17 protein-coding genes and 3 pseudogenes are annotated in these 22,729 nt (G+C 70.0%); 12 read left to right on the forward strand and 8 right to left on the reverse strand.

Annotated features, from left to right (window positions below; all coding sequences use genetic code 11):
* Positions 1 to 136 precede the first annotated feature (136 nt).
* Positions 137 to 838, forward strand: coding sequence for a CBS domain-containing protein (locus ABZ208_RS22310; protein WP_356911206.1), 702 nt, complete (start codon positions 137 to 139; stop codon positions 836 to 838).
* 21 nt (positions 839 to 859) lie between these two features.
* Positions 860 to 1,540: pseudogene (locus ABZ208_RS22315) on the forward strand (IS3 family transposase); the annotation flags it as partial.
* 20 nt (positions 1,541 to 1,560) lie between these two features.
* On the opposite strand, the gene ABZ208_RS22320 reads toward ABZ208_RS22315, so the two are convergent.
* The 3 genes from ABZ208_RS22320 to ABZ208_RS22330 form a co-directional block, all read right to left on the reverse strand.
* Positions 1,561 to 3,222, reverse strand: coding sequence for an IS1182 family transposase (locus ABZ208_RS22320; RefSeq protein ID WP_356911207.1), 1,662 nt, complete (start codon positions 3,220 to 3,222; stop codon positions 1,561 to 1,563).
* A 367-nt stretch (positions 3,223 to 3,589) separates the two neighbouring features.
* Entirely contained in the window at positions 3,590 to 4,780 is a 1,191-nt protein-coding gene (locus ABZ208_RS22325) for an acyl-CoA dehydrogenase family protein (protein ID WP_356911208.1), read from the reverse strand.
* 103 nt (positions 4,781 to 4,883) lie between these two features.
* Complete coding sequence (locus ABZ208_RS22330; RefSeq protein ID WP_356911209.1) at positions 4,884 to 6,050, reverse strand: serine hydrolase domain-containing protein; 1,167 nt, start codon at positions 6,048 to 6,050, stop codon at positions 4,884 to 4,886.
* 448 nt (positions 6,051 to 6,498) lie between these two features.
* Here ABZ208_RS22330 and ABZ208_RS22335 point away from each other — a divergent pair, with 448 nt between their 5' ends.
* The 3 genes and pseudogenes from ABZ208_RS22335 to ABZ208_RS22345 all read left to right on the forward strand — a co-directional run.
* Positions 6,499 to 7,011, forward strand: coding sequence for a GNAT family N-acetyltransferase (locus ABZ208_RS22335; protein ID WP_356911210.1), 513 nt, complete (start codon positions 6,499 to 6,501; stop codon positions 7,009 to 7,011).
* 136 nt (positions 7,012 to 7,147) lie between these two features.
* Complete coding sequence (locus tag ABZ208_RS22340; protein WP_356911211.1) at positions 7,148 to 7,819, forward strand: NAD(P)H-dependent oxidoreductase; 672 nt, start codon at positions 7,148 to 7,150, stop codon at positions 7,817 to 7,819.
* A gap of 79 nt (positions 7,820 to 7,898) precedes the next feature.
* Positions 7,899 to 8,354, forward strand: a pseudogene (locus ABZ208_RS22345) (TIGR03618 family F420-dependent PPOX class oxidoreductase); the annotation flags it as partial.
* Between the two features lie 6 nt (positions 8,355 to 8,360).
* On the opposite strand, the pseudogene ABZ208_RS22350 reads toward ABZ208_RS22345, so the two are convergent.
* Both ABZ208_RS22350 and ABZ208_RS22355 read right to left on the reverse strand, forming a co-directional pair.
* Positions 8,361 to 8,603, reverse strand: a pseudogene (locus tag ABZ208_RS22350) (heavy metal-associated domain-containing protein); the annotation flags it as partial.
* 76 nt (positions 8,604 to 8,679) lie between these two features.
* The gene (locus ABZ208_RS22355) at positions 8,680 to 8,952 is read right to left on the reverse strand and encodes a heavy-metal-associated domain-containing protein (RefSeq protein WP_356911212.1); all 273 of its coding nucleotides are present in this window, start codon (positions 8,950 to 8,952) and stop codon (positions 8,680 to 8,682) included.
* A 215-nt stretch (positions 8,953 to 9,167) separates the two neighbouring features.
* Between ABZ208_RS22355 and ABZ208_RS22360 the strand changes: the two genes are divergently transcribed.
* Positions 9,168 to 10,139 carry a hypothetical protein gene (locus ABZ208_RS22360; protein WP_356911213.1) on the forward strand — a complete coding sequence of 324 codons (972 nt, stop codon included), beginning with the start codon at positions 9,168 to 9,170 and terminating at the stop codon, positions 10,137 to 10,139.
* A gap of 225 nt (positions 10,140 to 10,364) precedes the next feature.
* On the opposite strand, the gene ABZ208_RS22365 is transcribed toward ABZ208_RS22360, so the two are convergent.
* The gene (locus ABZ208_RS22365; protein ID WP_356911214.1) at positions 10,365 to 10,943 is read right to left on the reverse strand and encodes a dienelactone hydrolase family protein; all 579 of its coding nucleotides are present in this window, start codon (positions 10,941 to 10,943) and stop codon (positions 10,365 to 10,367) included.
* A gap of 712 nt (positions 10,944 to 11,655) precedes the next feature.
* Between ABZ208_RS22365 and ABZ208_RS22370 the strand changes: the two genes are divergently transcribed.
* Positions 11,656 to 12,699, forward strand: a complete 1,044-nt coding sequence (locus ABZ208_RS22370) for an enoyl-CoA hydratase/isomerase family protein (RefSeq protein WP_356911215.1) — start codon at positions 11,656 to 11,658, stop codon at positions 12,697 to 12,699.
* 185 nt (positions 12,700 to 12,884) lie between these two features.
* Here ABZ208_RS22370 and ABZ208_RS22375 read toward each other — a convergent pair whose 3' ends face one another.
* Together ABZ208_RS22375 and ABZ208_RS22380 are read right to left on the reverse strand one after the other, a co-directional pair.
* Complete coding sequence (locus tag ABZ208_RS22375; protein ID WP_356911291.1) at positions 12,885 to 14,957, reverse strand: SpoIIE family protein phosphatase; 2,073 nt, start codon at positions 14,955 to 14,957, stop codon at positions 12,885 to 12,887.
* Positions 14,958 to 15,067: 110 nt separating this feature from the next.
* Entirely contained in the window at positions 15,068 to 18,658 is a 3,591-nt protein-coding gene (locus ABZ208_RS22380; RefSeq protein WP_356911216.1) for a phosphodiester glycosidase family protein, read from the reverse strand.
* 295 nt (positions 18,659 to 18,953) lie between these two features.
* Here ABZ208_RS22380 and ABZ208_RS22385 point away from each other — a divergent pair, with 295 nt between their 5' ends.
* From ABZ208_RS22385 to ABZ208_RS22405, 5 genes are all read left to right on the forward strand, one after another.
* Complete coding sequence (locus ABZ208_RS22385) at positions 18,954 to 19,097, forward strand: putative leader peptide (RefSeq protein WP_356911217.1); 144 nt, start codon at positions 18,954 to 18,956, stop codon at positions 19,095 to 19,097.
* 322 nt (positions 19,098 to 19,419) lie between these two features.
* Positions 19,420 to 19,989, forward strand: a complete 570-nt coding sequence (ssuE, locus tag ABZ208_RS22390) for an NADPH-dependent FMN reductase (protein ID WP_328404072.1) — start codon at positions 19,420 to 19,422, stop codon at positions 19,987 to 19,989.
* Positions 19,990 to 20,000: 11 nt separating this feature from the next.
* Positions 20,001 to 21,017 (forward strand): ABC transporter substrate-binding protein, encoded by a 1,017-nt coding sequence (locus ABZ208_RS22395; protein ID WP_356911218.1) that lies wholly within the window; start codon positions 20,001 to 20,003, stop codon positions 21,015 to 21,017.
* Between the two features lie 3 nt (positions 21,018 to 21,020).
* Positions 21,021 to 21,830, forward strand: coding sequence for an ABC transporter ATP-binding protein (locus ABZ208_RS22400; protein ID WP_356911219.1), 810 nt, complete (start codon positions 21,021 to 21,023; stop codon positions 21,828 to 21,830).
* Positions 21,827 to 22,726: an ABC transporter permease gene (locus tag ABZ208_RS22405; protein WP_356911220.1), complete on the forward strand. Its 900-nt coding sequence runs from the start codon at positions 21,827 to 21,829 to the stop codon at positions 22,724 to 22,726. The genes ABZ208_RS22400 and ABZ208_RS22405 overlap by 4 nt, the downstream gene beginning before the upstream one ends.
* Positions 22,727 to 22,729 lie beyond the last annotated feature (3 nt).

The raw sequence follows: 22,729 nt of genomic DNA on the forward strand, positions 1-22,729 counted from the left end.
GGCCCTCGCTTCGAGCACACCCGCAGGCAGATCGTGGACTTAGATGGAGTCGTAGACATGGCTCGGGGTGAGCGGCGACGTGGCGGGCCCTCGGGACGGGAAGAACCGGGTTGCGGTTCCGGCAGGAGGTACCGATATGAGGACCATGACGGTAGGAGGCGTGATGGTCTGCGAGGTCGTCTCGGTCACGCCGCTCACTCCGTTCAAGGAGCTCGCCAAGTTGCTCGCCGAGCACAACGTCAGCGGGCTTCCGGTTGTCGACGACGACAACCGGGTACTCGGGGTCATCTCCCAGAGCGACCTTCTCGTACGGCAGGCCTCGGACACAGCCGCCGACCGGACAGCCCAGGAACCCCAGCACGCCAGGACGGCGGGTCGAGCCACGGACAAGCAGACCGGCCTCACTGCCGAGCAGCTGATGTCCACCCCCGCCGTCACCGTCCACGCCGACGACAAGATCGCCAAGGCGGCGCGGACGATGCTTCGCCACAGCGTCGAACGACTGCCTGTGGTCGATGCGGAGGACCGCTTGGTGGGCATCGTCACCCGTCGTGATCTGCTCCAGGTGTTCCTGCGCCCCGATCACGAGATCCGCCGCCATGTGATCGACGACGTTCTGCTGAGCACGCTCCGGCTGACTCCGGATGTCGTCGATGTGCACGTCGTCGACGGAGTGGTCACGTTGGAAGGGCAGCTCGAGCGACGCAGCCAGATCGACGTGGTGCTACGACTCACCCAGCAGGTGGACGGCGTGGTGAGCGTGGTGGACCGCCTCTCGTACCGGCTCGACGACGTTGTGATTCCGTCCGAGGACTCGACGTACGGATGGCCCTGGTGAAGCGCACCTTTGCGCGATGATCACAAGCGCACCCCGACCACACCGCGGCAGCTGCGACGGGAGTGGCCGACCGGGCTGATCCGGGAGGTCCATGTCGCCTCACGCGGTACCTACGGCTACCGCCGCGTCCACGCCGAGCTCACCCTGGGCATGGGCATCCAGGTGTGCTCGAGGACCGTGTCGGTGCTGATGACACAGGCCGGGATCCACGGACTGCCCGGACCGGTGCGGATCAAGCCCCTGCGGGGTGTCGTCACCGCCGATGACCTGGTCAACCGGAAGTTCCATCGGCTGCGTCCCAACGGGCTGTGGGTCACCGACATCACGCAACACCACACCAGAGAAGGGTGGGTGTACTGCGCGGCGGTCCTGGACGCATTCAGCCGCAAGATCGTGGGCTGGTCCATCGACTCCAGACAGGACTCCACCCTCGTGGTCAACGCGTTGGACATGGCCCTCCGCAACCGGCGCCCCGAACCAGGCGGGACAGTGCACGCCGATCACGGCACCCAGTTCACCTCCTGGGTCTTCGGGGAAAGGATCCGCTCCGCCGGGCTCCTGCCATCGTTCGGCACGGTCGGAGACGGCCTGGACAACGCGATGATGGAGTCGTTCTGGTCCTCGATGCAGATAGAGCTGTTGAACCGCAAACGGTGGAAGACCCGGGTCGAGTTGGCGAACGCGATCTTCGAGTACATCGAGGGACCCCGTTGCCCAATTGCCTACGCGGCGAGGTCGAGGGCGGCGAGGTGTGATGTGCGAGTGGGGGCGAGTGGTTGCCCGGTCCACCAGGCATCGAGTCGGAGCAGGTTGACGGCGGTGGCTGTGAGGACATGCGCAAGGGCAGTTTTCCGTAGTCCTGTGTAGCGGGTTCTGCGGGCACCGGTGGCCGTGACCGCCTGGTGGATCGTGCCTTCCACGCCGGAGCGGATCGCGTAGACGGTCTTCCATTCCTCTGTGATCTGCTCGGCGCGGACGCGTTCGAGGACGGCATCTTGATCTTGTGGGCGGACGGTGAGCTGGCGACCGTAGCGTGTCGAGTTGGTGCACTGCCCGCGGGATGGGCAAGCCGCGCAGGTCTCGGTGGCGAAGCGGATGCGGATCGCGGGTCGCTGGTTGTTGTCGAGCCCTTCGGTCCAGTAGCGGCTGTGGGCGCCTTCGGGGCAGGTTGCCCGATGAGCATCCCAGTCGATACGGAAGGATGCCTTGTCGTAGCCGGTTGCTTGGACGGTGCGGCGGGTCATGGGCCGGACCGGGCCGATAACGCGGACACCTCGCTGGCTGGGCGCCGTCAGCAGGAGCTCTGCGGAGACGTAGCCGGCGTCCATCAGGTGTTCACCCGGCAGCAGGCCCTTCGCGTCGAGCCGGTCGTGGATCTCGTCGACGACCACGGGGTCGCCGACCGTGGCGTCCGTGGTCACCACGTGGGTGATCAGATGCGGTTGGCCCGCCTCCTGGGCGTCGCAGGTCTCGGTGAAGTGGACCTTGTAGCCGTCCCAGGCCGAGCCGCGCTTGACGGCGTTGCGGGAGTCGGGGTCGTAGGGCGAGGTGATCCGCGCTCTGCTGGGCGGGAGATCGTCCTTCCCCCGCCAGGCCACCTCCTGCACCCCGTCCGTGATCACGCGTTGGAACTGCTGGAGCCACACCGTCCGCAGGATGCCGATGGCCGGGACCTGCCGCAGCCAGGCCGGGGCACCGGCCGCGAAGCCCACTTCGAGGAGCTGGTAGCCGTCGGCCGCGATGCGCCACGTCAGTTGGGTCCGCTCGTTGTCTTCGCTCGGCAGTCGGTAGGAGTCCACCCGGGCCCCGTACCGCTCTTGCCAGTTGCGGGGCATCCAGGAGGTGAGCCACTCGGGTGCCGCGACGGCAAGCGCCTCCAGGGCGGCCCGCAGCGTCTCGCCGACGAACTCCAGGCGGTTGAGATCCCTCACCGCGGCGAGGACGTGAGTGGAGTCGGTGCGCTGCCGGCCCCGGCCGGACACGAGCCCCAGCTCGTTGAGCCGTTCCAGCAGCAAGTCCAGGATCTTCTCCTCCAGCCCGTGGGCCAGGAGACGGTCACGAAAGCCCGTCAGCACGGTGAAGTCGAAGCCGGCATCGGTCAGTTCGAGGCCGAGCAAGTACTTCCAGTCGATTCTCGCGCGTACCGCGTGCGCGGCCTGGCGGTCCGTCAGGTTCTCTGCGAATTGCAGCACGCTGACCAACGCCAGCTGCCCCGGCGCGACACCGGGACGGCCACGCACGCCGAACGCGGACCTAAAGATCTCGTCGTCGAACAGCGGACCAAGCGCGTCCCGCACCCGCATCGCCAGACAGCCCTTCGGGAACGCAGCCCAAGCCACCATCCGGGTCCCCTCAGGAACCTCCCGACCCGAGTCCGCCCGCATCGACACCCGACCCTCCGCCCCGAGATCGAACTGCAGGCTTGTCGCTCAAGCCCCTCACCTCAGGCTCCACCCCTCAACCATCAGCCGAGACCGAGATCGAAGGCATTCACCCAATTGGGCAACGGGGTCATCGAGGTCTTCCACAACCGACAGCGGCGCCACTCAGCACTGGGCTACCGCACCCCGATCGAGTACGAACTACTCTCCGAACAAGACACCATCCCCGCCGCCAGTTAGCCACCGCAGCTGGAACCCAAACCGTGGGGCAGGTCAACCTCACCCAAACCTGCAGCAGACCCGAACGAGCGCAATGTCCGGTGCCAACCAGCCTGCTTTTGTGTCAACTAGAAAGCCTGGTCACATCAAGTCACCGTCGTACCCGCGGCATCCCCAGTCCGATCCAGGAAATGATCTCGCGCTGGATCTCGTTGTTGCCGCCGCCGAAGGTGAAGATCACGGCGGAGCGGTATCCGCGTTCGAGTTCGCCGTGCAGTACGGCCCCTGCCGAGCCCTCCTTGAGGGGGCCGGCCGCTCCGACGACCTCCATCAGCCAGGCGTAGGCGTCGCGACGGGCCTCGGAGCCGTAGACCTTGACCGCGGAGGCGTCCTGCGGGGTGAGTGTGCCCTGCTGGACGGCGTTCACCATCTGCCAGTTGAGCAGCTTCATCGCGTCCAGCCTGGTGTGGGTCCTGGCGAGGCGGCCGCGTACCCAGCCGAGATCGATGACCCGGCGGCCGTCGGCGAGCTTGGTGTCGGCGGCCCAGCGCTGGACATCCCGCAGGGCGCGAATGGCCATGGTGCCGTGGGCGGCCAGGGTGACGCGCTCGTGGTTGAGCTGGTTGGTGATCAGCCGCCAGCCCTTGTTCTCCTCGCCGACGCGGCGGGACGCGGGGACGCGGATGTTCTCGTAGTAGCTGGCCGTGGTGTCGTGCGAGGCGAGGGTGTTGATCAGGGTGCAGGAGTAGCCCGGGTCGGAGGTCGGCACGAGCAGCATGGTGATGCCCTTGTGCGGCGGGGCGTCCGGGTCGGTGCGGACGGCCAGCCACACCCAGTCGGCGGTGTCTCCGTTGGTGGTCCAGATCTTCTGGCCGTCGACCGTGTACCAGCCGGTGGTTTCATCCCCCTCGCGGACCGCGCGGGTCCTGAGAGCCGCGAGGTCGGTACCGGCGTCGGGCTCGCTGTAGCCGATCGCGAAGTCGATCTCACCGGCGAGGATCTTGGGCAGGAAGTAGGCCTTCTGCTCCTCGGTGCCGAACTGCATGATCGTCGGCCCGACGGTGTTCAGAGCCATCAGCGGCAGCGGCACCCCGGCCTGGGCGGCCTCGTCGAAGAAGATGAACTGCTCCATGGGGCTCAGGCCGCGGCCGCCGTACTGCTGCGGCCAGCCCACGCCGAGCCAGCCGTCTGCGCCGAGCCGGCGGATCGTCTCGCGGTAGAAGCGCTTCTGGGCGCTCGGCTCGGCGTAGCGGGCGTAGGCGTCGTCGGGGACCAGTTCGGTGAAGTAGGTACGCAGCTGGGAACGCAACTGCTGCTGCTCCGGGGTGTATTGAAGGTGCACGGCCCCTCCAGATGTCTCACGGTCCGTCAGTCCGCGGCGCGGCGCACACAGTAGAACGTGTTGCAAGAATCCGGAAGGGCGGTGACCGGCCGGGCGCCCCGGACTACAGGGCGCGGTACACGGCGTCGATCAGCGCCATCTTGCGCGGGTCGTCGGCGATGTGCGGGCCCATGCGGTTCATGACGTAGCCGAGGCTGACACCCGCTTCCGGGTCCGCCAGACCGCAGGAGCCACCGAAGCCGTCGTGGCCCAGCGCACGCGGGTTGGGGCCGTACGATCCGTTCTCGCCGCTCAGCCACAGGCCGAGAGCGACCTCCGTGTCGTGCGTGAACCCCATGCCCAGCACCAGGTCACGGCAGCTGCCCTGACCCTCACGCACGCGTTCGGCGGCTTCGGGAGTGAGCACGCGCCTCTCGCCCAGCTTCCCGCGCCCGGCGAGGATGCCGTACAACGAGGCGACCGCGCGGGCGGTGCCGTGGCCGTTGGCGGCGGGAATCTGAGCGGCACGCCAGGCGGCCGAGTTGGCGGCGTCCACGCCGGTCATCGGGTTGATCAGGGCGGCCAGGGCGACGGGCTCCAACTGGGCGAAGACCGCGGCCTGTTCACTCCTCGCCTCGGCCGGAGGGTGCACGAGCTCGGCGACGCGCCCGGTCTCCTTCTGGGGCAGTCCGATGGTGAAATCGATGCCGAGCGGCCCGGCGATCTCCTGCTGCAGGAAGTCGCCCGGCATCAGACCGGTGATCCGCCGCACGACCTCGCCGACGAGGAAGCCGTAGGTGATGGCGTGGTATCCGGAGACGGTACCGGGCTCCCACCACGGCTCGGTGGCCGCCAGCCGGGCACAGGTCAGCTCCCAGTCGTAGAGCTCGTCGAGGGAGTGCGGCTCGCGCAGTCCCGCGAGGCCCGCGCGGTGCGAGAGCAGGTGGCGTACGAGGACGCCCTCCTTGCCTGCCGCCGCGAACTCGGGCCAGTACGTGGCGACCGGCGCGTCCAGATCGAGCAGCCCGCGGTCGGCGAGCAGATGGGCGCACAGTGCGGTCGGGCCCTTGGTCGTGGACCACACGTTCACAAGGGTGTCGCTCTGCCACGGCCGGCTGCGCGCGGGGTCCGCCCAGCCGCCCCACAGGTCGACGACGGCCCGGCCGTCGAGCATGACCGTGACCGCAGCACCGAGTTCACCCCGCTCGAGGAAGTTCCCCTCGAACGCGGCGCGGACGGCGTCGAAGCGTTCGTCGCAGTGGCCTTCGATACGGATGGGGCGCTCGGTCATGGGTTCCTCCGTCGGCTCGACCTGCCGAGAACATACCGACTGGTCGGACAGTCGGGGAAGACGGCGTACCGCAGCGGCGCACACCGCGGCTTGCGGCTCGCGCAACTGATCCTGTTGCGGGCCGCCGATGGGAAGGGTCCACCCCCGCCGTGGACCTCGGCCGGGCCGGCCCGCCGCGCGACCGCCTGCCATCGGTGTTCCTCGGTCGGGAGAGGCGGCGCCTGGAGATCACCCCGGCGAACCTGCGCCAGGCAGAGCCGTTCTCACTCATAAACGCTTTGCCCACGCCGCGGAGGGGTCGCTACCGTCACGCCGACGCGAGAGGCGCGTGATCACGTGCAGGGAGGTTGATGAATATGGCCGCCGTCGGCCTGCATCGGCATGCCCATGACCGGTCCGCGCGACAGCAGAGCGTGGTCCGGGTCGTTCCAACGACCAGGAGTGACACATGTCTTCCCACCCGACAGCCCACGCCGACCTGACGACCGACCGCCTCGATCTCCGGCCCTGGACCACGGCCGAGGCCGCTGCCGTCCTTGGCAACACCAGGTCGGTTCACTGGGCGGACGACTTTCCCGCCGAAGGCGATCGCGTTGTCGCGGCCCTCTTCGACCAGCACCCCGCCTGGCTCGGCGAACATGGCCACCGCCTGATCATCGAGCGTGACAGTGCCTTGGTGGTCGGCTCGATCGGCCTGTTCTGGCCGCCCTGCGAGGGCACCCTCGAAATCGGATACGGCGTCGTGGCTTCCCGCCGCAGCCGGGGCTACGCCTCCGAGGCCACCCGAGCCCTGGCGGAGTTCGCCCTCACCGCACCAGATGTCCACACCGTGTTCGCCACCGTGGAGCCGTCGAATCCGGCCTCTGTCCGCGTTCTGGAGAAGGCGGGCTTCCGCCGATGGACCACCGAGGAGCACGTGGCCCGGTTCAGGATCACGAGACCGCACCCCCAGGAAGGGTGATCCGGTGGGGCCGGCAGCACACCGTCGGCCCCACCGCGACCGCGGGGGCGGCGCGGACGCAGGTCCCGCCCCGGACATACACCGGGAAGCCCAGTCCCGCTCGCGCGCAGCCCATGCCCGGGGAACACTGATCCGCGTGACACAGCCCGAGCCGAACGACACCCAGCCCGGCCCTGTGCGAGTGCTCGTCTTCGGCGCAGCACTACGCACCGAATCCACCAACGCCCGCCTCGCCGCACTCGCCGCGCGCCTGATCGCCGATGCGGGAGCCACCGTCGACCTGGCCGCCATGCATGACTTCGCCATGCCCTCGTACGACGGCGACGCGGAGGCCGCGGAAGGGCTGCCGGCCGGTGCGCTCGCTCTCCGCGACCGGCTCCAGGCGTGCGACGCCTTCGCCATCGCCTCCCCGGAGTACAACGCCTCGCTGCCCGGAGTCCTGAAGAACGCAATCGACTGGGTCTCACGCGTGCGGCCCCAGCCGTTCAAGGACAAACACGCGCTGCTGCTCTCCGCCTCCCCGTCCATGGTCGGCGGCAACCGAGGGCTGTGGACGCTGCGGATCCCCCTGGAACACCTCGGCACGCGCGTCTATCCGGACATGTTCAGCCTCGCCCGGGCCCACCAGGGTTTCACGGACGACGGTCTGCTCACCGACACCGGCCTCCAGCAGCGTCTCGCCGACACCGTCACCGCCTTCCTCCACCTCGTCGAGGCCGACGTGCGATACGTATGCCTGCAGCGCCGGTGGTACGAGTTCCTCGGCGACCGGACCGAGGCGCCCATCACCCAACGGGCGGAGGACTAGGGCCGGTTGCGAGAGTTGGTGGCCGGACTTCCGGATGGAGTGGAGTGCCGACGCACGCACATGGGAAGTCGTGCACGCCATGACTCAAGGTCCCGGACCCCGTTCCCTGTCCGACGATGCTCTCTCCGAACTGCTGAGCACTCAGCAGTTCGGCACCCTCGCCACCAACAAGAGCAGCGGCCATCCTCATCTCACCACCATGCTCTTCACCTGGGACGCCGAAGCGCGCATCGTGCGGTTCTCCACCACCGCCGACCGCATCAAGGTCAAGCAACTCCGGCGTGACCCACGCGCGGCCGTACATGTGCCGGGCGGCGACGTGTGGTCGTCCGCCGTGGCCGAGGGCGAGGCCGAGGTCTCCGAGATCACGACCACGCCGGGGGATGCGATCGGGCGAGAGCTGCTCGCGATGGTGCCAGAGGCCGCGAAGCCGCAGGATGAGGATGCGTTCTTGGAACAGTTGGTGGCCGAGCGCCGTGTGGTCGTCCGGCCGAAGGTGTCCCGGCTGTACGGGACGGCACTCGACGCCGGAGGCCGACCCGGTACGGGCCGGGGCAGGCTCTGCGGCGGTGTAGCCGATCGCCTCCACCGTGGCGATGAGATCCGCCACGGAGACATCCCCGCCGCGGTAGCTGACCTTCGCCTTCTCGGTGGCGTAGTTGACGGTGGCCTCCACCCCGTCCATCCGGTTCAGCTTCTTCTCGATTCGAGCGGCGCACGAGGCGCAGGTCATGCCGCCGATGGCGAGTTCGACCTCAGCGGTGTCGGGGACCGTCGTAGTCATCACTGCTCCTCGAACTGGTGGAAGAGGACCGGGCCGCGCCGACCCGCAGTGGGCCGGCGGCGGGACGGAGGCGGCGTCAGGCCGCCCGGCCGGTGAGTTCGTATCCGGCGTCGTCGACGACCTTGGCGAGCAGCGCGTCGTCGGGCTCGCCGGAGGTGGTCACGGTGACCTGGCCGGTGCCGAGGTCGACGTCGACCGACAGTACGCCGTCGAGGGCGCCTATCTCGTTGGTGAGCGTGGCCTTGCAGTGCCCACAGGTCATACCGGACACGTTGTAGACGCCGGCCTGGCCCTCGGCGGCCGTGGCCGGGCTGGTCGAGCAGCTGCCGTCAGAAGTACAGCAGTCCATGGGTTTCCTCCTCAGACCCCATCCGATATACCCCCACAGGGTATCTTCCTCTACGGGCACAGGTATACCCCCTACCCGTATCTGACGCAAGGCCCTCAAGATCCAGGTACAGGTACAGGTGCAGGTACAGGTACAGGTACAGGTACCCCCAGGGGGTATATTCTCAAAATTGTGGGCCCACTCCGAGCCCGCCGAGAGACGAATCAGGAGCATTCATGAACTCCGCCGCGAAGATCACCGCGTTCATCGCCGCACTCGCGGCGACCTTCGGTGCCGCCCATGGCCTTGGTGGTTCCGTCGGTTCCATCGCCGGAGGCTCCGATCCCGCCGCTCATGCCGAGCATGCACCGAGCACCTCATCGGACCCGGCGGGCGGCCACGGCGGGCATGCAGACACACCGGCCGGAGGACTTCAGATCTCCGAGGCCGGCTACACCCTCGACCTCAAGACCCCGCGCCTGGAGGCAGAGCGGGAGAGCGAACTGCGCTTCGCCATCCGCGATCAGGCCGGCCGGCAGGTCACCACTTACCAGCGAGAACACGACAAGGCACTCCACCTGATCCTCGCCTCACGCGACCTGGCCACCTACCAGCACCTGCACCCCACCCGGGCAGCCGACGGCACCTGGAGCACCCCCGTCAGCCTCCCCGCCGCCGGTGACTACCGCGTCTTCGCCGACTTCACCCCCGCGGGCAAGAACGCCCCCAGCCTCACCCTCGGGGCCGATGTGTCCACCCCCGGCCCCTACAAGCCCGCAGAACTGCCCAAGGCCTCCCGCACCGCCACCGTCGACGGATACACCGTGACCCTGAACGGCGACCTTCGCTCCGGCACAGCGGAAGAACTCACGCTGACCGTGAGCAAGGACGGCCGCCCCGTCACCGATCTGCAGCCCTACCTCGGCGCCTACGGACACCTCGTCGCCCTGCGCGCCGGTGACCTCGCCTACCTCCACGTCCATCCCAACGGCGAACCCGGCGACGGCACCACCAAGCCCGGCCCGACGATCTCGTTCACGGCGACCGCACCCAGCTCTGCCGCGTACCGTCTCTTCCTGGACTTCAAGCACAACGGCACCGTCCGCACCGCGGCCTTCACCTTCCAGGCCGGCACCTCCAGCGGTGCGCCCCAGCCGGCCGAGGCTGGGACCGAACACCAGGAGGGGGGCGACGGTCACCAGCACTGAGGTCACCAGCACCGAAGTCCGAACGCGATGCAGGCCGAGAACAGCAAGGGCGGGCCGGCCGCGGCCACCCGTCGACAACCGCCATCAGCCTCGTCGCCCGCCGCAAAGGAGGCTCCGACGGCCCATGCGGCGACGGCGAGTTGAGGCCGTTGCTGTCGCTCGTCCTGGTGGTCTCGAGGGGCGGGCAGGGGGACAGGCTCAGGTTGTTGATCCCGCTTCGGTCGGCTATTTGATGTGGTCGAGGAAGCCGAGCACCCGGTGAGTGGCCTGCGTTGCAGCGTGCTCGTCGTGCGACGGCAGGCTGCTGTCGGTGAACAGGTGCCTGTCGCCGGAGTAGAGGAACAGCTCAGCATCCGCCGCCGTCTCGACGAGCGCGCGGGCCGCGTCCACATCGCCCTCACCGGAGAAGAACGGGTCTGCGTCCATGCCGTGGACCTGGACCGGGACGTCCTGGGGCCAGGCACCGCCGAACTCCGAGACCGGGAGGCATGCCTCGAGCAACAACGCGCCCTTCGTGCCCGGGCGGGTCTGGGCCAGCTTCTGTGCCGGCAGGACGCCAAGTGAGAACCCGAGGTAGACGAGCTCCGCAGGCAGTCTCTCGGCGACGGCGGTTCCGCGCGCGATGACCGTGCCGAACCCGACCTTCTCGACGTAGTCGATGCCCTCCTCGAGGCTGTCGAATACCTGCCCCTCGAACAGATCCGGGGCGTGGACGGTGTGCCCGGCCTGCCGCAGCTGCTCGGCGAACTCGTGGACGCCGGCGGTCAGTCCGTGCCCGTGGTGGAAAACCAGCACCTCAGCCATGTCGCTCCCCTCGTGCTGCGGTGCCCGGGCGGCGCCGCAGCACGAGTATGACCCGCAGCACTGACAGCCGCGGGTCCCCAGCCTGGCAGGGTCAGGTTGTTGATCCAGGTTCGGCGATCCGTGCTTCGAGGTCGGCCATGCGGCGGTCCTGGAAGCGCCGGTTGGAGCGGGCGGCGTTGAGCCGCTCGTCCAGAGTGCGGATGTCGGTGGTGAGCCGGCGGACGCGCTGTTGTGAGGGTGGTGTTCTCGGTGGTGATCCACTGGATGGCCTCTTCGGTCCACTCCGCTTCCAGGTCCTCTGTCCGGCCGATGACCGACCGGACATCTCGCCACGGTTTCGACTCCCTGAAGTCTGCCAACCACAGCTACCGGACCGGCACTTCACTTACCGAAGCGTTCTCGTACCGGATCGACGCCGTCGGAACCTTGCCCGCACGGCGGGCGCTGCCCGCGCTCCGCCCTGCCATGCCATGCCGGCAACCGTACGAAGGACGAGCAACGCAGCCCGAGCGAAGCTCGAAAAGGCCGCTCAAGGGATCGCTACTGAACGTAGCCATTGTCAACGAGACCACGGATTTGCCAATCCGCTGCTCATGATTCGCCTCCATGGCTGACGAAGTCGCGGATCCTGGAGTCATGGGGCCTCTGCGTGCTGCCTCGGGCGGGTGAGCGAGGATGGGGCCGCAGGTCCACCAGCCAGGAGGAAGACACTATGGCCCTCGACGACTCCGTACTGCTGCGCACCGAGGGCCGGGCCGGGTACATCACGCTCAACCGGCCGCGGGCGCTGAACGCGCTCACGCATGACATGGTCCGGGCCCTCCACACGGCGCTTGCCGCGTGGGAGCGGGACGACGCGATCGGTGTCGTGGTGATCTCCGGGGCCGGGGAGCGCGGGCTGTGCGCGGGCGGGGACATCCGCGCGATCCATGACGACGCCCGCTCCCAAGGGCGCGAGTCCGTCGCGTTCTGGCGGGACGAGTACCGGCTCAACGCCCGTATCGCGCGCTATCCGAAGCCGTATGTGGCCTTCATGGACGGCATCGTGATGGGCGGCGGCGTGGGCGTCTCCGCGCACGGGAGCGTGCGTGTGGTCACCGAGCGGTCCCGGATCGCCATGCCGGAGACCGCCATCGGGTTCGTCCCGGACATCGGTGGCACGCATCTGCTGGCGCGGGCCCCCGGCGAGCTGGGCACGCATCTGGCGCTCACCGGCAACGCGGTCGGTGCGGGTGACGCGCTGCTGCTGGGGCTCGCGGACCACTGTGTGTCCTCGGGCCGGCTGCCGGAACTGGCCGTGTCACTCGCGTCCGGGGACGTGACGGCGGCGGTACGGGATGCGGCGGTTCCCGCCCCGGAGGGTGAACTGGCCGCCCATCGCGAGTGGATCGACCACTGCTACGCGGCCGACTCCGTGGAGGAGATCCTCGAACGGCTGATGGCCTGTGGCGAGAGGGCGGCGAAGGAGACCGCGGAGACGATCCTCACCCGGTCGCCCACCGCGCTGAAGGTCACCCTCGCCGCGATGCGCCGCGCCCGGTCCCTGGACTCCCTCGAGGCTGTCCTGGACCAGGAGTTCCGTGTGTCGTGTGCGGGCCTGTCCGCCCCGGACCTGGTGGAGGGCATCCGCGCCCAGGTCATCGACAAGGACCGCGAGCCGCGCTGGTCGCCCGCGGACCTCGCACAGGTGTCCGCGGCGGACGTGGCGGCGCACTTCGCACCGCTGGGGAACGAGGAACTGGGCCTCGCGGACTGAGTGCGGGCCGCAGCCGCGGGCGGAACGACACAGGGACCGGCCGCACCCGGGCGGAGGGTGTCCCCGGTGCCCCGGCGGGGCGGGCGGAACCCGGTGTCGACCCTCGCCTCCGTTCGGCTCCGGCTCCCACCCGGGGTTTGCGAGACGGTCCGGCCCGCGGGCACCGGCTGCCGGCACGCACCCCATCAGCGCCGGGCGCGCAGCAGCAGCAGCGCCGTGTCGTCGCCGCGGTCGGAGGAACGCGCGCTGTCGCCGAGCAGGTAGTCCGCCAGGTCCTCGATCGGACGGTCCGCCTCCAGGGCGAGGCGCCCTGCCAGTTCCGCGAGCGCGTCCTCGATGTCGACGCCCGGCCTCTCGATCAGGCCGTCCGTGTACAGGACGAGCACGGAACCGGGGCTCAAAGGCACCGCCGTCGTGGGGTATACCGCCGACGGATCGATGCCGAGCAGCGGGCCGCCGGCGAGGTCGAGGACATGGACACCGCCCCCTGGGTCGCGCAGCAGCGGCTGCGGGTGTCCGGCCCGGGCCAGCAACACGCGGTGGTCGTCCAGGTCCAGATGCAGGTAGACGCAGCTGGCCAGCAGATCTCCGTCCAGGTCGATCAGCAGGCGGTTGGTGCTCGACATGACCTTGCCCGGCGGCTGGCCGAGGGCCGTGTAGGCGCGCACCGCTGTGCGGACCTGGCCCATCAGCCCGGCGGCAGCGACATTGTGCCCCTGTACGTCTCCGATGACGGCGGCGGCGTCGGTGTGCACCACACCGCCCAGCACGTCGCTGTTCGCCGTGGTCCGTATGACGTCGTAGAAGTCGCCGCCGATGTCCATGCCCTGGGTTCCGGGCAGATAGCGGGCGGCGACCTCCAGCCCGGACAGCCGCGGCAGGCTGTGCGGCAGCAGTGCGGACTGCAGGCCGTGGGCCAGCTTGTACTTGGCGTCGTACAGTCGTGCCCGTTCCAGCGCCTGGGCGATCAGGCCACCGACGCCGGTCAGCACCGCGCGCTCGTCGGGAGGGAACGGGTGCGGTTCGGCGTAGCCGAGCACGCAGGTGCCGACGGGCCGTCCGGATGCGATCAGCGGCAGATACGCCCACGCCGCCATGCCGTCCGGGGTCGCGGACCGGGTGGGAAACAGGCGCTCCAGCTGTTCGCGGGACTGGAAGAACGACGGCACGCCGGTCACCAGCGTCCGCGCTCCGGGCGTCGGGGCGTCGAGGGACATGCCGTCGAAGCGGTTGACGATCGCGGGGTCGTCGTACCCGCGGTGCCCCAGCACCCGCAGCCGCCCGCCGTCGGGGGCCAGCAGGACCAGGGCCTGGCTTCCGACGGCGGGCATGATCTCGTCCGCGACATGCTCGATCACATCCGACACCCCGACCGCCTCGGTCAGCGCGCTGGCCAGGTTGAGCAGGTGGGAAATGGCCACGAGCCGGGTGGGGCGGTTCATTGCGCCGTCGGCCGGGACCTCCTGGATCGTGCCGGAAGCGGGCGTGATCTGGACGCTGATGCCGCTGCGGCTGGGGTGGAAGCGGAACATCAGCCATTCCTGGGGCGGGCGCACGGCCACGAAGGACGTGGCCTCCTGGCTGAGCAGGGCCGCGCGGTAGCGGTCCTCGTAGACGGGGTCGTTCAGCCACGGCAGGCTGTTCCACAGCTGGGCGCCGAGCAGGTCGGCGACGGACACTCCGAGCAGGTTGGCCGCGGCGGTGTTGGCGAAGGTCACCCGCCCGTTCACGTCCAGCGCGCACATGCCGTCGGGCAGCCGCGCGACCATCTGCACGGCTTCGGCGGCGCCGATCGTGCCGGTCACCGGCGCCGTGCCGACGAAGTCGACCTCGGGGAGGACCGGACGCCCTTTCTCCGCGGCCCGCTCCAGCCGTAGTGCGAGCCGGTCGCAGGCCGCCTTGACGCGGGCGCGCTCGGCAGCCGAGATGTCCGGTGTGTGCGCGCCGGGCCAGGTGACGAAGACGGCTCCGTACACCTTGTCCGGCGTCGCCACGGGGGCCGCGGCCAGCGCGAAGGGATAGGGCAGGACGACGGCGATCCGGGGGTAGCGGCTCGCCATGTCCTCCTCGCCTGAGACCCAGATCAGCCGCCGTTCGCGCACGGCGTCGGCGACCGGGAGCGGCGAGGTGAGGGAGACCCGTTCCCAGGGCGCCGCGAAGGTACGCGGCAGCCCGGCCATGACGGCCATCTCGAGCATCTGCTCGTCCTCGGACAGCAGATAGACGGCGCCCGCGTGGGCCCGGACGTCATCCATCATCGAGGCCAGGGCCAGGGACAGCACGGGATGGGCGTCCCCGCCTCCGTGCTCGGGCGGTGCGGTGCCGGAGGCGAGCCGATCGGACACGGGGACCACCTCCTGCGCAATGCTCACGCTCCAGGCTGCCCGCTGGCACGGTTTCGCGCACGGCGAGGCTGCGGGAGGGCGGTCCGGGGCGCTGCGTGCCGGACGGGCCGGTACGCAGCGCCCCGGCGCGGCTGCGCCACCCGGCCGGCGGCGACGGCCACGACGGGGACCTCGGTGCGCCGGGTGATCCCGGCCACCGTGACCGCGAGGGTGATCCGGCCCTCCCGCAGGGCGGTGAGGCGGCCGGTCACCGGGTCGAACGTGGCCGCGTGCCGGGGGCGGGCGTCCTTCGCACGGCCGATGTGGAGATTCGGGGACCCGGTCCAGTCGACGCTCATCGGGAAGGCGGCCGGGACCCGGCGCGGTCCCTGCTGCACCGTCGCCCGCACATCGTCCGCGTCGCCCGGCCGCAGCAGCGCGGGGGCGACCAGGTCGAGGGCGTCGGTGTGGGCGCGGGTCTGGACGGACAGCCAGTCGGGCCGTGCGGTCCACGGCGCGAGGCGGGCCGCCGCCTGCTCGGCCCGCGAGATCGTGTCGACGCCGACGAGTGACCAGCCGGTGAAGCCGCCCTGGTCCGCCGGGCCTGCGGGGGTCTTCCCGGTGTTGCCGTTGATCAGGTAGGGCACCCCTTCCACGTGCGCGGCGTGGAAGACGCCGACATGGCTGCCGATGAGCCCTGCGCCCTTGCCCGTCGTACGGCGGAACCGGGCAAGCCAGTCCTCCACGAGCGCGGCCTCCTTCCGGTCGCTGAGCTGACTGCCCTTCTGCACGGTCGGGTCGCGTGGCGGAACGTGCTCGACGACCAGCACCGAGCCGACGGCGGGATCCTTCGCCGCCGCGTCCAACTGCGTCCGCAGGGCCCTGATCTGGGTGAAGCCGCCGCCGCGCAGGCTCAGGCTGGAGGTGTCGAGGGTGATGAAACGGGTGCCGCGGTGGTCGAAGACCCGGTGTGCGGGGCCGAATTCGGCGATGAAGTGGTCGATCTTCCCGCCCATCACCTCGTGGTTGCCCGGCACGTAGTACCAGGGCAGTTCGTCGCCGAGCTCCTCGGTGAGGATGCGGCGGGCGAAGGCGAGGTCGGCCGGGGCGCCCTCGTCGACGAGGTCGCCGTTGATGACGAGGAAGTCGGGCCGCGCCGCTTTGATCTCGCGCAGGGTCCGGCGGGTCTGCTGGACGAGGGGGCTGCCCGGATCTCGGGCGACGAACTGCGCGTCGGACATCACCGCGAACCGCCAGTCGCGGCCTTGGGTGACCGCGGCGGGGTCGATCAGCGGATCGGTGACGCGCGGCGGGTCGGGCAGGTCGACCGGGGGCGGCACCTGCGCGCTCAGGCGGTCGATCACGATGCGGCCGGTGTACTGCCGGGCCGGACCGGTCTCGGCGAGATAGAACCGGTGGACGCTGAGCGGGGTCGCGGCCGCCGGCGGTACGGCGAAGGTGATCTGCCGCCAGCCGGTCCAGGTGACGTACGGTCCGCGCAGCAACTGGTCGGAGCCGGCGGCGTCCTTGAGGTGCAAGGTGGGCCAGGCACCCTTGCCGTCGCCGTTGATCCAGAGCGTGAAGGACTGCGGCCGGCCGGGTACGGCGATGGCCTGCGGCGGGTTGAGATAGGCGGCCCGGGTCGCGGTGGACTGTGTGAAGTCGTAGGTGAGTTCCAGGCCGGTGCCGCTGTGTCCGAGCGGGGTGGGCAAGGCGCTGCCGCTCGCGCGGGCCTGGCTGAATGTCCAGGCCGCGGCGTCGTCGAAGTCGGTGACGCTCTGTTCGGCGAGGCCGGTGCTGACGGCGAGCGCGGTGGTGACGCCGACGACGGTGGCGGTGATCCTTCCGGCGCCGCTGCCGGTGCGCGAGCTGACGGCGAAGGAGCCTCGGCCGTCGTCGTGGACGTCGAAGAGGGTGCGGTCGTAGTCGAGTCGTACGTCGCGGGGCTCCACCGGGGCGCTGTTGCCCTGTGCGTCGAGTCCGAGGACGCCGAACGTACCGGTGGACGAAGCGTCGGCGAGGCCCACGCGCAGGGTGGTCGGCTCGATCCGGGCGAGCCTGCCGAGCACGGTCAGGCCGATGTCGCCGTGCACGCCGGCGTGTTCGGCCCGTACGGAGGCCGTGCCGCTGCGCCGTGCGCGGAAGACGCCTGTGCTGTCGACGCGTCCGGTGTCGGGCCGCAGGGAGCGCCAGCGCGGCGTGCCGGCCGCGGGGCCGTAGGTCTCGTCGTATCCGGCGGCCGTCAGGGTGCGGGTCAGTCCTGGGAACACCCGCTCGGGGTGGCCGCCGCGGACCGGGTCGGCGGTGGGTGCGGTGGCCGCGGGGACGGCCGCCTGCACCCAGTAGCCGCGCAGCTGTCCGCTGCCGTCGGGGGCGGTCAGGGCGAGGCCGTTGGGGACGATGCGTTCGCTGCCGTCGGAGGGGCTGTTCTCCACCTGGAGGGTGTCGGTGCCCGGCCCGCGGGCGACGAGGGTGGACGATCCGCCGCCGTCGAGGTTGAGCGCGCTGTGTGCGCCGGCGTCCTTCATCATCCGGCCGAGCTGGGTCAGGGTGACGCCGCCGCTGTCGGCCTGGCGGCCGTCTATCGTGATCAGCTGCATCGCGCGGCCGTCCTTGGAGAAGCCGACGGCGGTGCGCGGGGCGGGGGTGTTGTTGCCCGCACCGTCGTGGTTCTGTGCCACTCCGTCGACGACGAGGAGTTCCCGGCCGCCGACGGCGGTCCGTGGGACGGGTCCGCTGCCGGTACGGGGCCGGTACGCCAGTTGCACCGGGTCGCCGGGCCGCAGTGCCGTCAGCAGGGACGCCCCGGCCTCACGGCCGACCAGCACGGTGGTGCCGGCGGGGATCGGTCCGCTGCCCGGGCGGTCCCTGACCTCGGCCACCTTCCCGTCGCGTACGACCGCCTCCGCGACCGGGGCCGCGGCGTCCACCGTCAGAGCGCGGTCGGCCTCGCCCCAGGCGGCGGTGTATGCGCCGACCGATCCGGCCGGAACGTTCGCGGCGTTGTACGCGGCGAGCCCGTGCTCGCCGGAGGGCAGCGTCAGCGTGCCCTCGAAGTAGAGCTCCAGGATGCGTCCCACGCCGCCGGGACCGATGCCGACGGCCCGGTGGGCGCCCGGCGCGGGCGAGTGGGTGACCTGGCCGTCCCTGATACCGGTCCCCAGGGGTGCGCCGGTCTCGTTGATGTCGAAGAAGTCGGCGTTGACGGCGGCGACGGTGCGCCGGCCCGGGCCCGGCTCGTGCCGGGCGGCGAGTTCGGAGACGCTGCGCCGGTCGGCGACCTTCCCGGAGGAGAGGTAGTCGGCCTGGATGCCGCTGCTCTCGCCGAGGTCGACGGAGAGGGCGTCGACGCGCAGCCACTTGTCGGCCTCGAGCCGGTCGTAGGAGGTGAGTTCGACACCGGGGGCGATCGGCCGGGTGCTGCGAGCGGTCTCGATGCCGCTCTCGTCGGCGACGGCGGTGTCTGCGCCTGCTGCCGAGTGCGCGGGCGGCGGTGCCACGGGATGCAGCATCTCGGCGGTGGGGCGGGGCGGGGGGACGGGGACGGCGACGGCGGGGGTGGCGGCGCCCGCCACCAGTGCGGACAGGGTCGCGCCCAGCACGACGAGGTCTCTTGCTCTGCTGCCAGGGCCCACAACTTCTCCAGGAGCAAGGATGGTTGAGCATGCAGTAAGCGCTGTCGGCGCTCAGCATCGCGGGGCCGGGACATACGCACCAGAGGGCAAAGGGTCACAGTGGGGGAATGCTCGGACATCTTCGCGTGACCGGACGTACCGACGCGACGTCACCACGCCTGCCTGCGCGAGGTGTCGGGGGCCGGCGGCATCGCGGTGGGCGCGTGCCGGTGCGTTCACGACACCGCACCAAGCACAGGTTCTCCGCCCGCGGGGCACGGGAGCGGGCGGCGAAAGAAATCTGTAACAATTCACGATGCGAGACGATTTCACGTGGACATTGACGTGGCCGGATATCGCTGACATTCTCAGCGGTGTGAGTCAAGCTGACATTCTCGTATCGCGCCTGCACGTCGATCTCCGACGGCTCGCCAGCGCACTGTGTGCCGCCGGCCGCTGAAACACGCGCAGCTGAACTCCCTTTCCCTGTCCGGAACCAGGTCCTCTCCCGCCTCCCGGCCCCTGCGCCGGGGGCAACAGCCGGTCTGAGACCTGCCGCCAGGGGCCACTGCCCCAAGGCCGCGGCCACGGTTCGCGACCGCGGACCCACGGCGGGATTCCCGGAGCATCACCCCGGCTGATTCCTCATGCCACGGGCATGCATCTCATTTCAGCTGTTCCGCATTTCTCATTTCCTCTTTCGCCGACCCATTTCCCTGGACGGGCTTTCTTTTCCTGACACCGTCCCAGGCACCTTCGCGTACCCCGAAACGGAATGACTGATGACCTCCATCCTGGCTCTCTCCGGAAGCCCGTCCGTGAACTCGCGCACCGAACTGCTGGTCGAGCAGGCCCTGGGGCGGCTGGCCGTCACCGGCTTCGACGCCGGCCATTTTCGAGTGCGTGAACTGCCCGCCGCAGAGCTGCTGTCCGGCCGGACCGACCACCCAGCTCTGCGCTCGGCCGCCGAGCAGGTGGCCGCCGCGGACGCTCTGATCGTGGCGACGCCCGTCTACAAGGCCTCGTACACCGGGCTGCTGAAGGCCTTCCTCGATCTGCTGCCGCAGTCCGGCCTGGCCGGAAAGACCGTGCTGCCGCTGGTCACCGGCGGCAGCCTCGCCCATGTCCTCACCATCGACTACGCCCTGCGTCCCGTGCTGTCGGCCCTCGGCGCCCGGCATGTCGTGGCCGGGTCCTTCTTCCTCGACAGCCATGTCGAACGGCTCACGGACGGCGGAGCGCAGCTGCGCCCGGAGGCCGCCCTGCGCCTGTTCGACGTCGTCGACGAGTTCATCCACGCCCTGCCCGTCCCGTCCGCCGGTGCGGCGACGTCCGCCTCCCGTGCCCTGTGAAGGAATCCCCCGTGCACACCACATCCCGACGTACCTTCCTCGCCCTGACCGGACTCTCCGCCCTGGCGGTCGCCGGCTGCGGCACGGCGAGCGGCAGCGGCGTACGCAACACCAGAACGCTGCGCTACCAAGGCTCGGCCGGAGCGGTCAGCCCCGCCGAACTCGCCGCGGCCCTGGGCCATCTGGAGGACCTGGAACTCAAGTGGGTCGGCAACACGATCAGCGGCCCGCAGGACATCCAGTCCGCGGCCTCCGGTCAGACCGACTTCGGCGGCGCGTTCAACGGCGCCGTCGTCAAGCTCGCCGCCCGCAAGGCCCCCATCAAGGCCGTGGTCAGCTACTACGGAACCGACAAGGACACCTTCAACGGCTTCTACGTCACCGAGGACAGCCCCATACGCTCGCCGCGCGATCTGCTCGGCAAGAAGGTCGGCATGAACACCCTCGGCGCCCATCACGAGGCGATGCTCGACATCTATCTGAAGCAGCACGGGCTGAGCCGGGCCGAGTCCGAGCGGGTGGAGCGGATCGTCATCCCGCCCGTCAACACCGAACAGTCGCTGCGCCGCGGCCAGATAGAGGTGGGCGTCCTCGGCGGCATCCTGCGCGACAAGGCCCTGGACGCCGGCGGCGTCCGCAAACTGTTCAGCGACTACGACCTCCGGGGTGCCTTCAGCGCCGGCACCTATGTGTTCACCGAACGCTTCATCGAGCAGAACCCCGAGACCGTACGCACCTTTGTGACGGGCGTCGGCAAGGCCCTGGACTGGTCGCGCACCACTCCGCGCGACGAGGTGGTGGCCAGGCTGACCGAGATCGTCGAGAAGCGCGGGCGCAACGAGAGCACCGATCCGCTCAAGTACTGGCGCTCCTACGGCGTCTCGGCGCCCGGCGGCCGTATCGCCGCGAAGGAACTGACCGTCTGGAACGACTGGCTGTCCGACCGCGGAGACGTCAAGCCCGGGCAGGCCGACATCGACGAGCTCTACACCAACGAGTTCAACGATGCTGCCACGAAGGGGCGGTGAGACATGACCGCGAAAATCAGCTTCCGAGGCATCTCGAAGACCTTCCCCGTCAAGGGAGGGCACCGGGACGTCATAGCGCTGGACGGCATCGATCTCGACATCGCGGCCGGAGAGTTCACCGTGATCGTCGGCCCGAGCGGCTGCGGCAAATCGACACTGCTCGATCTGCTCGGCGGTCTGTCCCGGCCCACCAGCGGCGAGATCCTGCTGGACGGCGAACCGGTGACCGGTCCGGGCCTGGACCGGGGCATCGTCTTCCAGCAGTACGCGCTGCTGCCGTGGCGCACGGCCCTGGGAAATGTGGAGTTCGGCCTGGAGGCCACCGGTGTACCGCGCCGCGAACGGTCCGGCCGTGCCAGGGACTATCTGGCGCTGGTGGGGCTGACCGGCTTCGAGGACCGTCATCCGCACGAGCTGTCCGGCGGGATGCGCCAGCGGGTCGCGATCGCCCGCAGCCTCGCCTACGACCCCGATGTCCTGCTGATGGACGAGCCGTTCGCGGCGCTGGACGCCCAGACCCGGGAGTCGTTGCAGGACGAGCTGCTGCGGATCTGGCAGCGCACCGGCAAGACGATCGTCTTCATCACGCACGGCATCGACGAGGCGGTACGGCTCGGTCAGCGGGTCGCCGTGCTCACCTCGCGGCCCGGCCGCATCAAGGAGATCGTGCCGATCGGTCTCGGTGCCCGTGCGGCCGACGACGATCCGCGCTCCAGCCCCGAGTTCGCGCACCACCGCCGTCAGATCTGGAGCCTGTTGCGCGACGAGGTCACACGCGCGCAGCAACAGGAGAGGGAGGCCGCAGCGCCATGAGCATCATCACCGAGATGACGGCCCGGCCGGCCGTCGGTGCGATCGGCGCGGACCCCGGCACCGACGCCGTGCCGGCCGTGCCCGCCGCCCCCGCCCAAGTGCCCAGGGCGCCGTCCCTCCTGCGCCGCGCCGGCCGGGCCATGGTGGGCGTCCTCACCCGCACCGTGGCGGTCCTGACGCTGATCGCCGTGTGGGAGGCGGCACCACGGCTCGGTCTGGTCGACCGGACCTTCCTGCCGCCCTTCTCCGAAGTGGCCGTCGCCTGGTGGCAGTTGTTGCGGGACGGGCAGCTCGGCGAGCACACCTGGGCCAGTCTGGGCCGCTCGTTCACGGGATTCGGACTGGCCGTCGCCTTCGCGGTGCCGCTGGGCCTGCTGATCGGCTGGTACCGGCCGCTCGCGGACTTCCTCGAGCCGCTGCTGGAGGTCTTCCGCAACACGGCGGCGCTCGCGCTTCTGCCGGTGTTCGTCCTGCTGCTGGGCATCGGCGAGACCTCGAAGGTCTCCATCGTGGTGTACGCCTGCACCTGGCCGATCCTGCTGAACACCATCAGCGCCGTGCGCACGGTCGATCCGACGCTGCTCCGGCTCGCCCGATCGATGGATCTGCCGGCCCCGGGGATCTTCCAGAAGGTGATCCTGCCCGCGTCCGTGCCGACCGTGTTCACCGGCATCCGGCTGGCCGGCGCCGGGGCGATCCTGGTACTGGTCGCCGCCGAAATGGTCGGCGCGAAGGCCGGGCTCGGCTATCTGGTCAACGCCTCGCAGTTCAATTTCGCGATCCCCGAGATGTACGCCGGGATCATCACCATCTCCGCCATCGGCGTCGCCTTCAACCAGCTGCTCGTGGCGATCGAGCGCCGTTTCACGTCCTGGCGCACCCCTACCGGAAACTGAGGA

Origin of the sequence: Streptomyces sp. NPDC006208, from assembly GCF_040613775.1 — a bacterium.
Classification (GTDB): domain Bacteria; phylum Actinomycetota; class Actinomycetes; order Streptomycetales; family Streptomycetaceae; genus Streptomyces.

Excerpts from the sequence above, each read along its gene's own strand:
- ABZ208_RS22310 (WP_356911206.1), top strand. The coding sequence starts at position 137 with ATGAGGACCATGACGGTAGGAGGCGTGATGGTCTGCGAGGTCGTCTCG.
- ABZ208_RS22320 (WP_356911207.1), bottom strand. The coding sequence starts at position 3,222 with ATGCGGGCGGACTCGGGTCGGGAGGTTCCTGAGGGGACCCGGATGGTG.
- ABZ208_RS22330 (WP_356911209.1), bottom strand. The coding sequence starts at position 6,050 with ATGACCGAGCGCCCCATCCGTATCGAAGGCCACTGCGACGAACGCTTC.
- ABZ208_RS22335 (WP_356911210.1), top strand. The coding sequence starts at position 6,499 with ATGTCTTCCCACCCGACAGCCCACGCCGACCTGACGACCGACCGCCTC.
- ABZ208_RS22355 (WP_356911212.1), bottom strand. The coding sequence starts at position 8,952 with ATGGACTGCTGTACTTCTGACGGCAGCTGCTCGACCAGCCCGGCCACG.
- ABZ208_RS22360 (WP_356911213.1), top strand. The coding sequence starts at position 9,168 with ATGAACTCCGCCGCGAAGATCACCGCGTTCATCGCCGCACTCGCGGCG.
- ABZ208_RS22365 (WP_356911214.1), bottom strand. The coding sequence starts at position 10,943 with ATGGCTGAGGTGCTGGTTTTCCACCACGGGCACGGACTGACCGCCGGC.
- ABZ208_RS22370 (WP_356911215.1), top strand. The coding sequence starts at position 11,656 with ATGGCCCTCGACGACTCCGTACTGCTGCGCACCGAGGGCCGGGCCGGG.
- ABZ208_RS22375 (WP_356911291.1), bottom strand. The coding sequence starts at position 14,957 with ATGATGGATGACGTCCGGGCCCACGCGGGCGCCGTCTATCTGCTGTCC.
- ABZ208_RS22385 (WP_356911217.1), top strand. The coding sequence starts at position 18,954 with ATGCGAGACGATTTCACGTGGACATTGACGTGGCCGGATATCGCTGAC.
- ssuE (WP_328404072.1), top strand. The coding sequence starts at position 19,420 with ATGACCTCCATCCTGGCTCTCTCCGGAAGCCCGTCCGTGAACTCGCGC.
- ABZ208_RS22400 (WP_356911219.1), top strand. The coding sequence starts at position 21,021 with ATGACCGCGAAAATCAGCTTCCGAGGCATCTCGAAGACCTTCCCCGTC.
- ABZ208_RS22405 (WP_356911220.1), top strand. The coding sequence starts at position 21,827 with ATGAGCATCATCACCGAGATGACGGCCCGGCCGGCCGTCGGTGCGATC.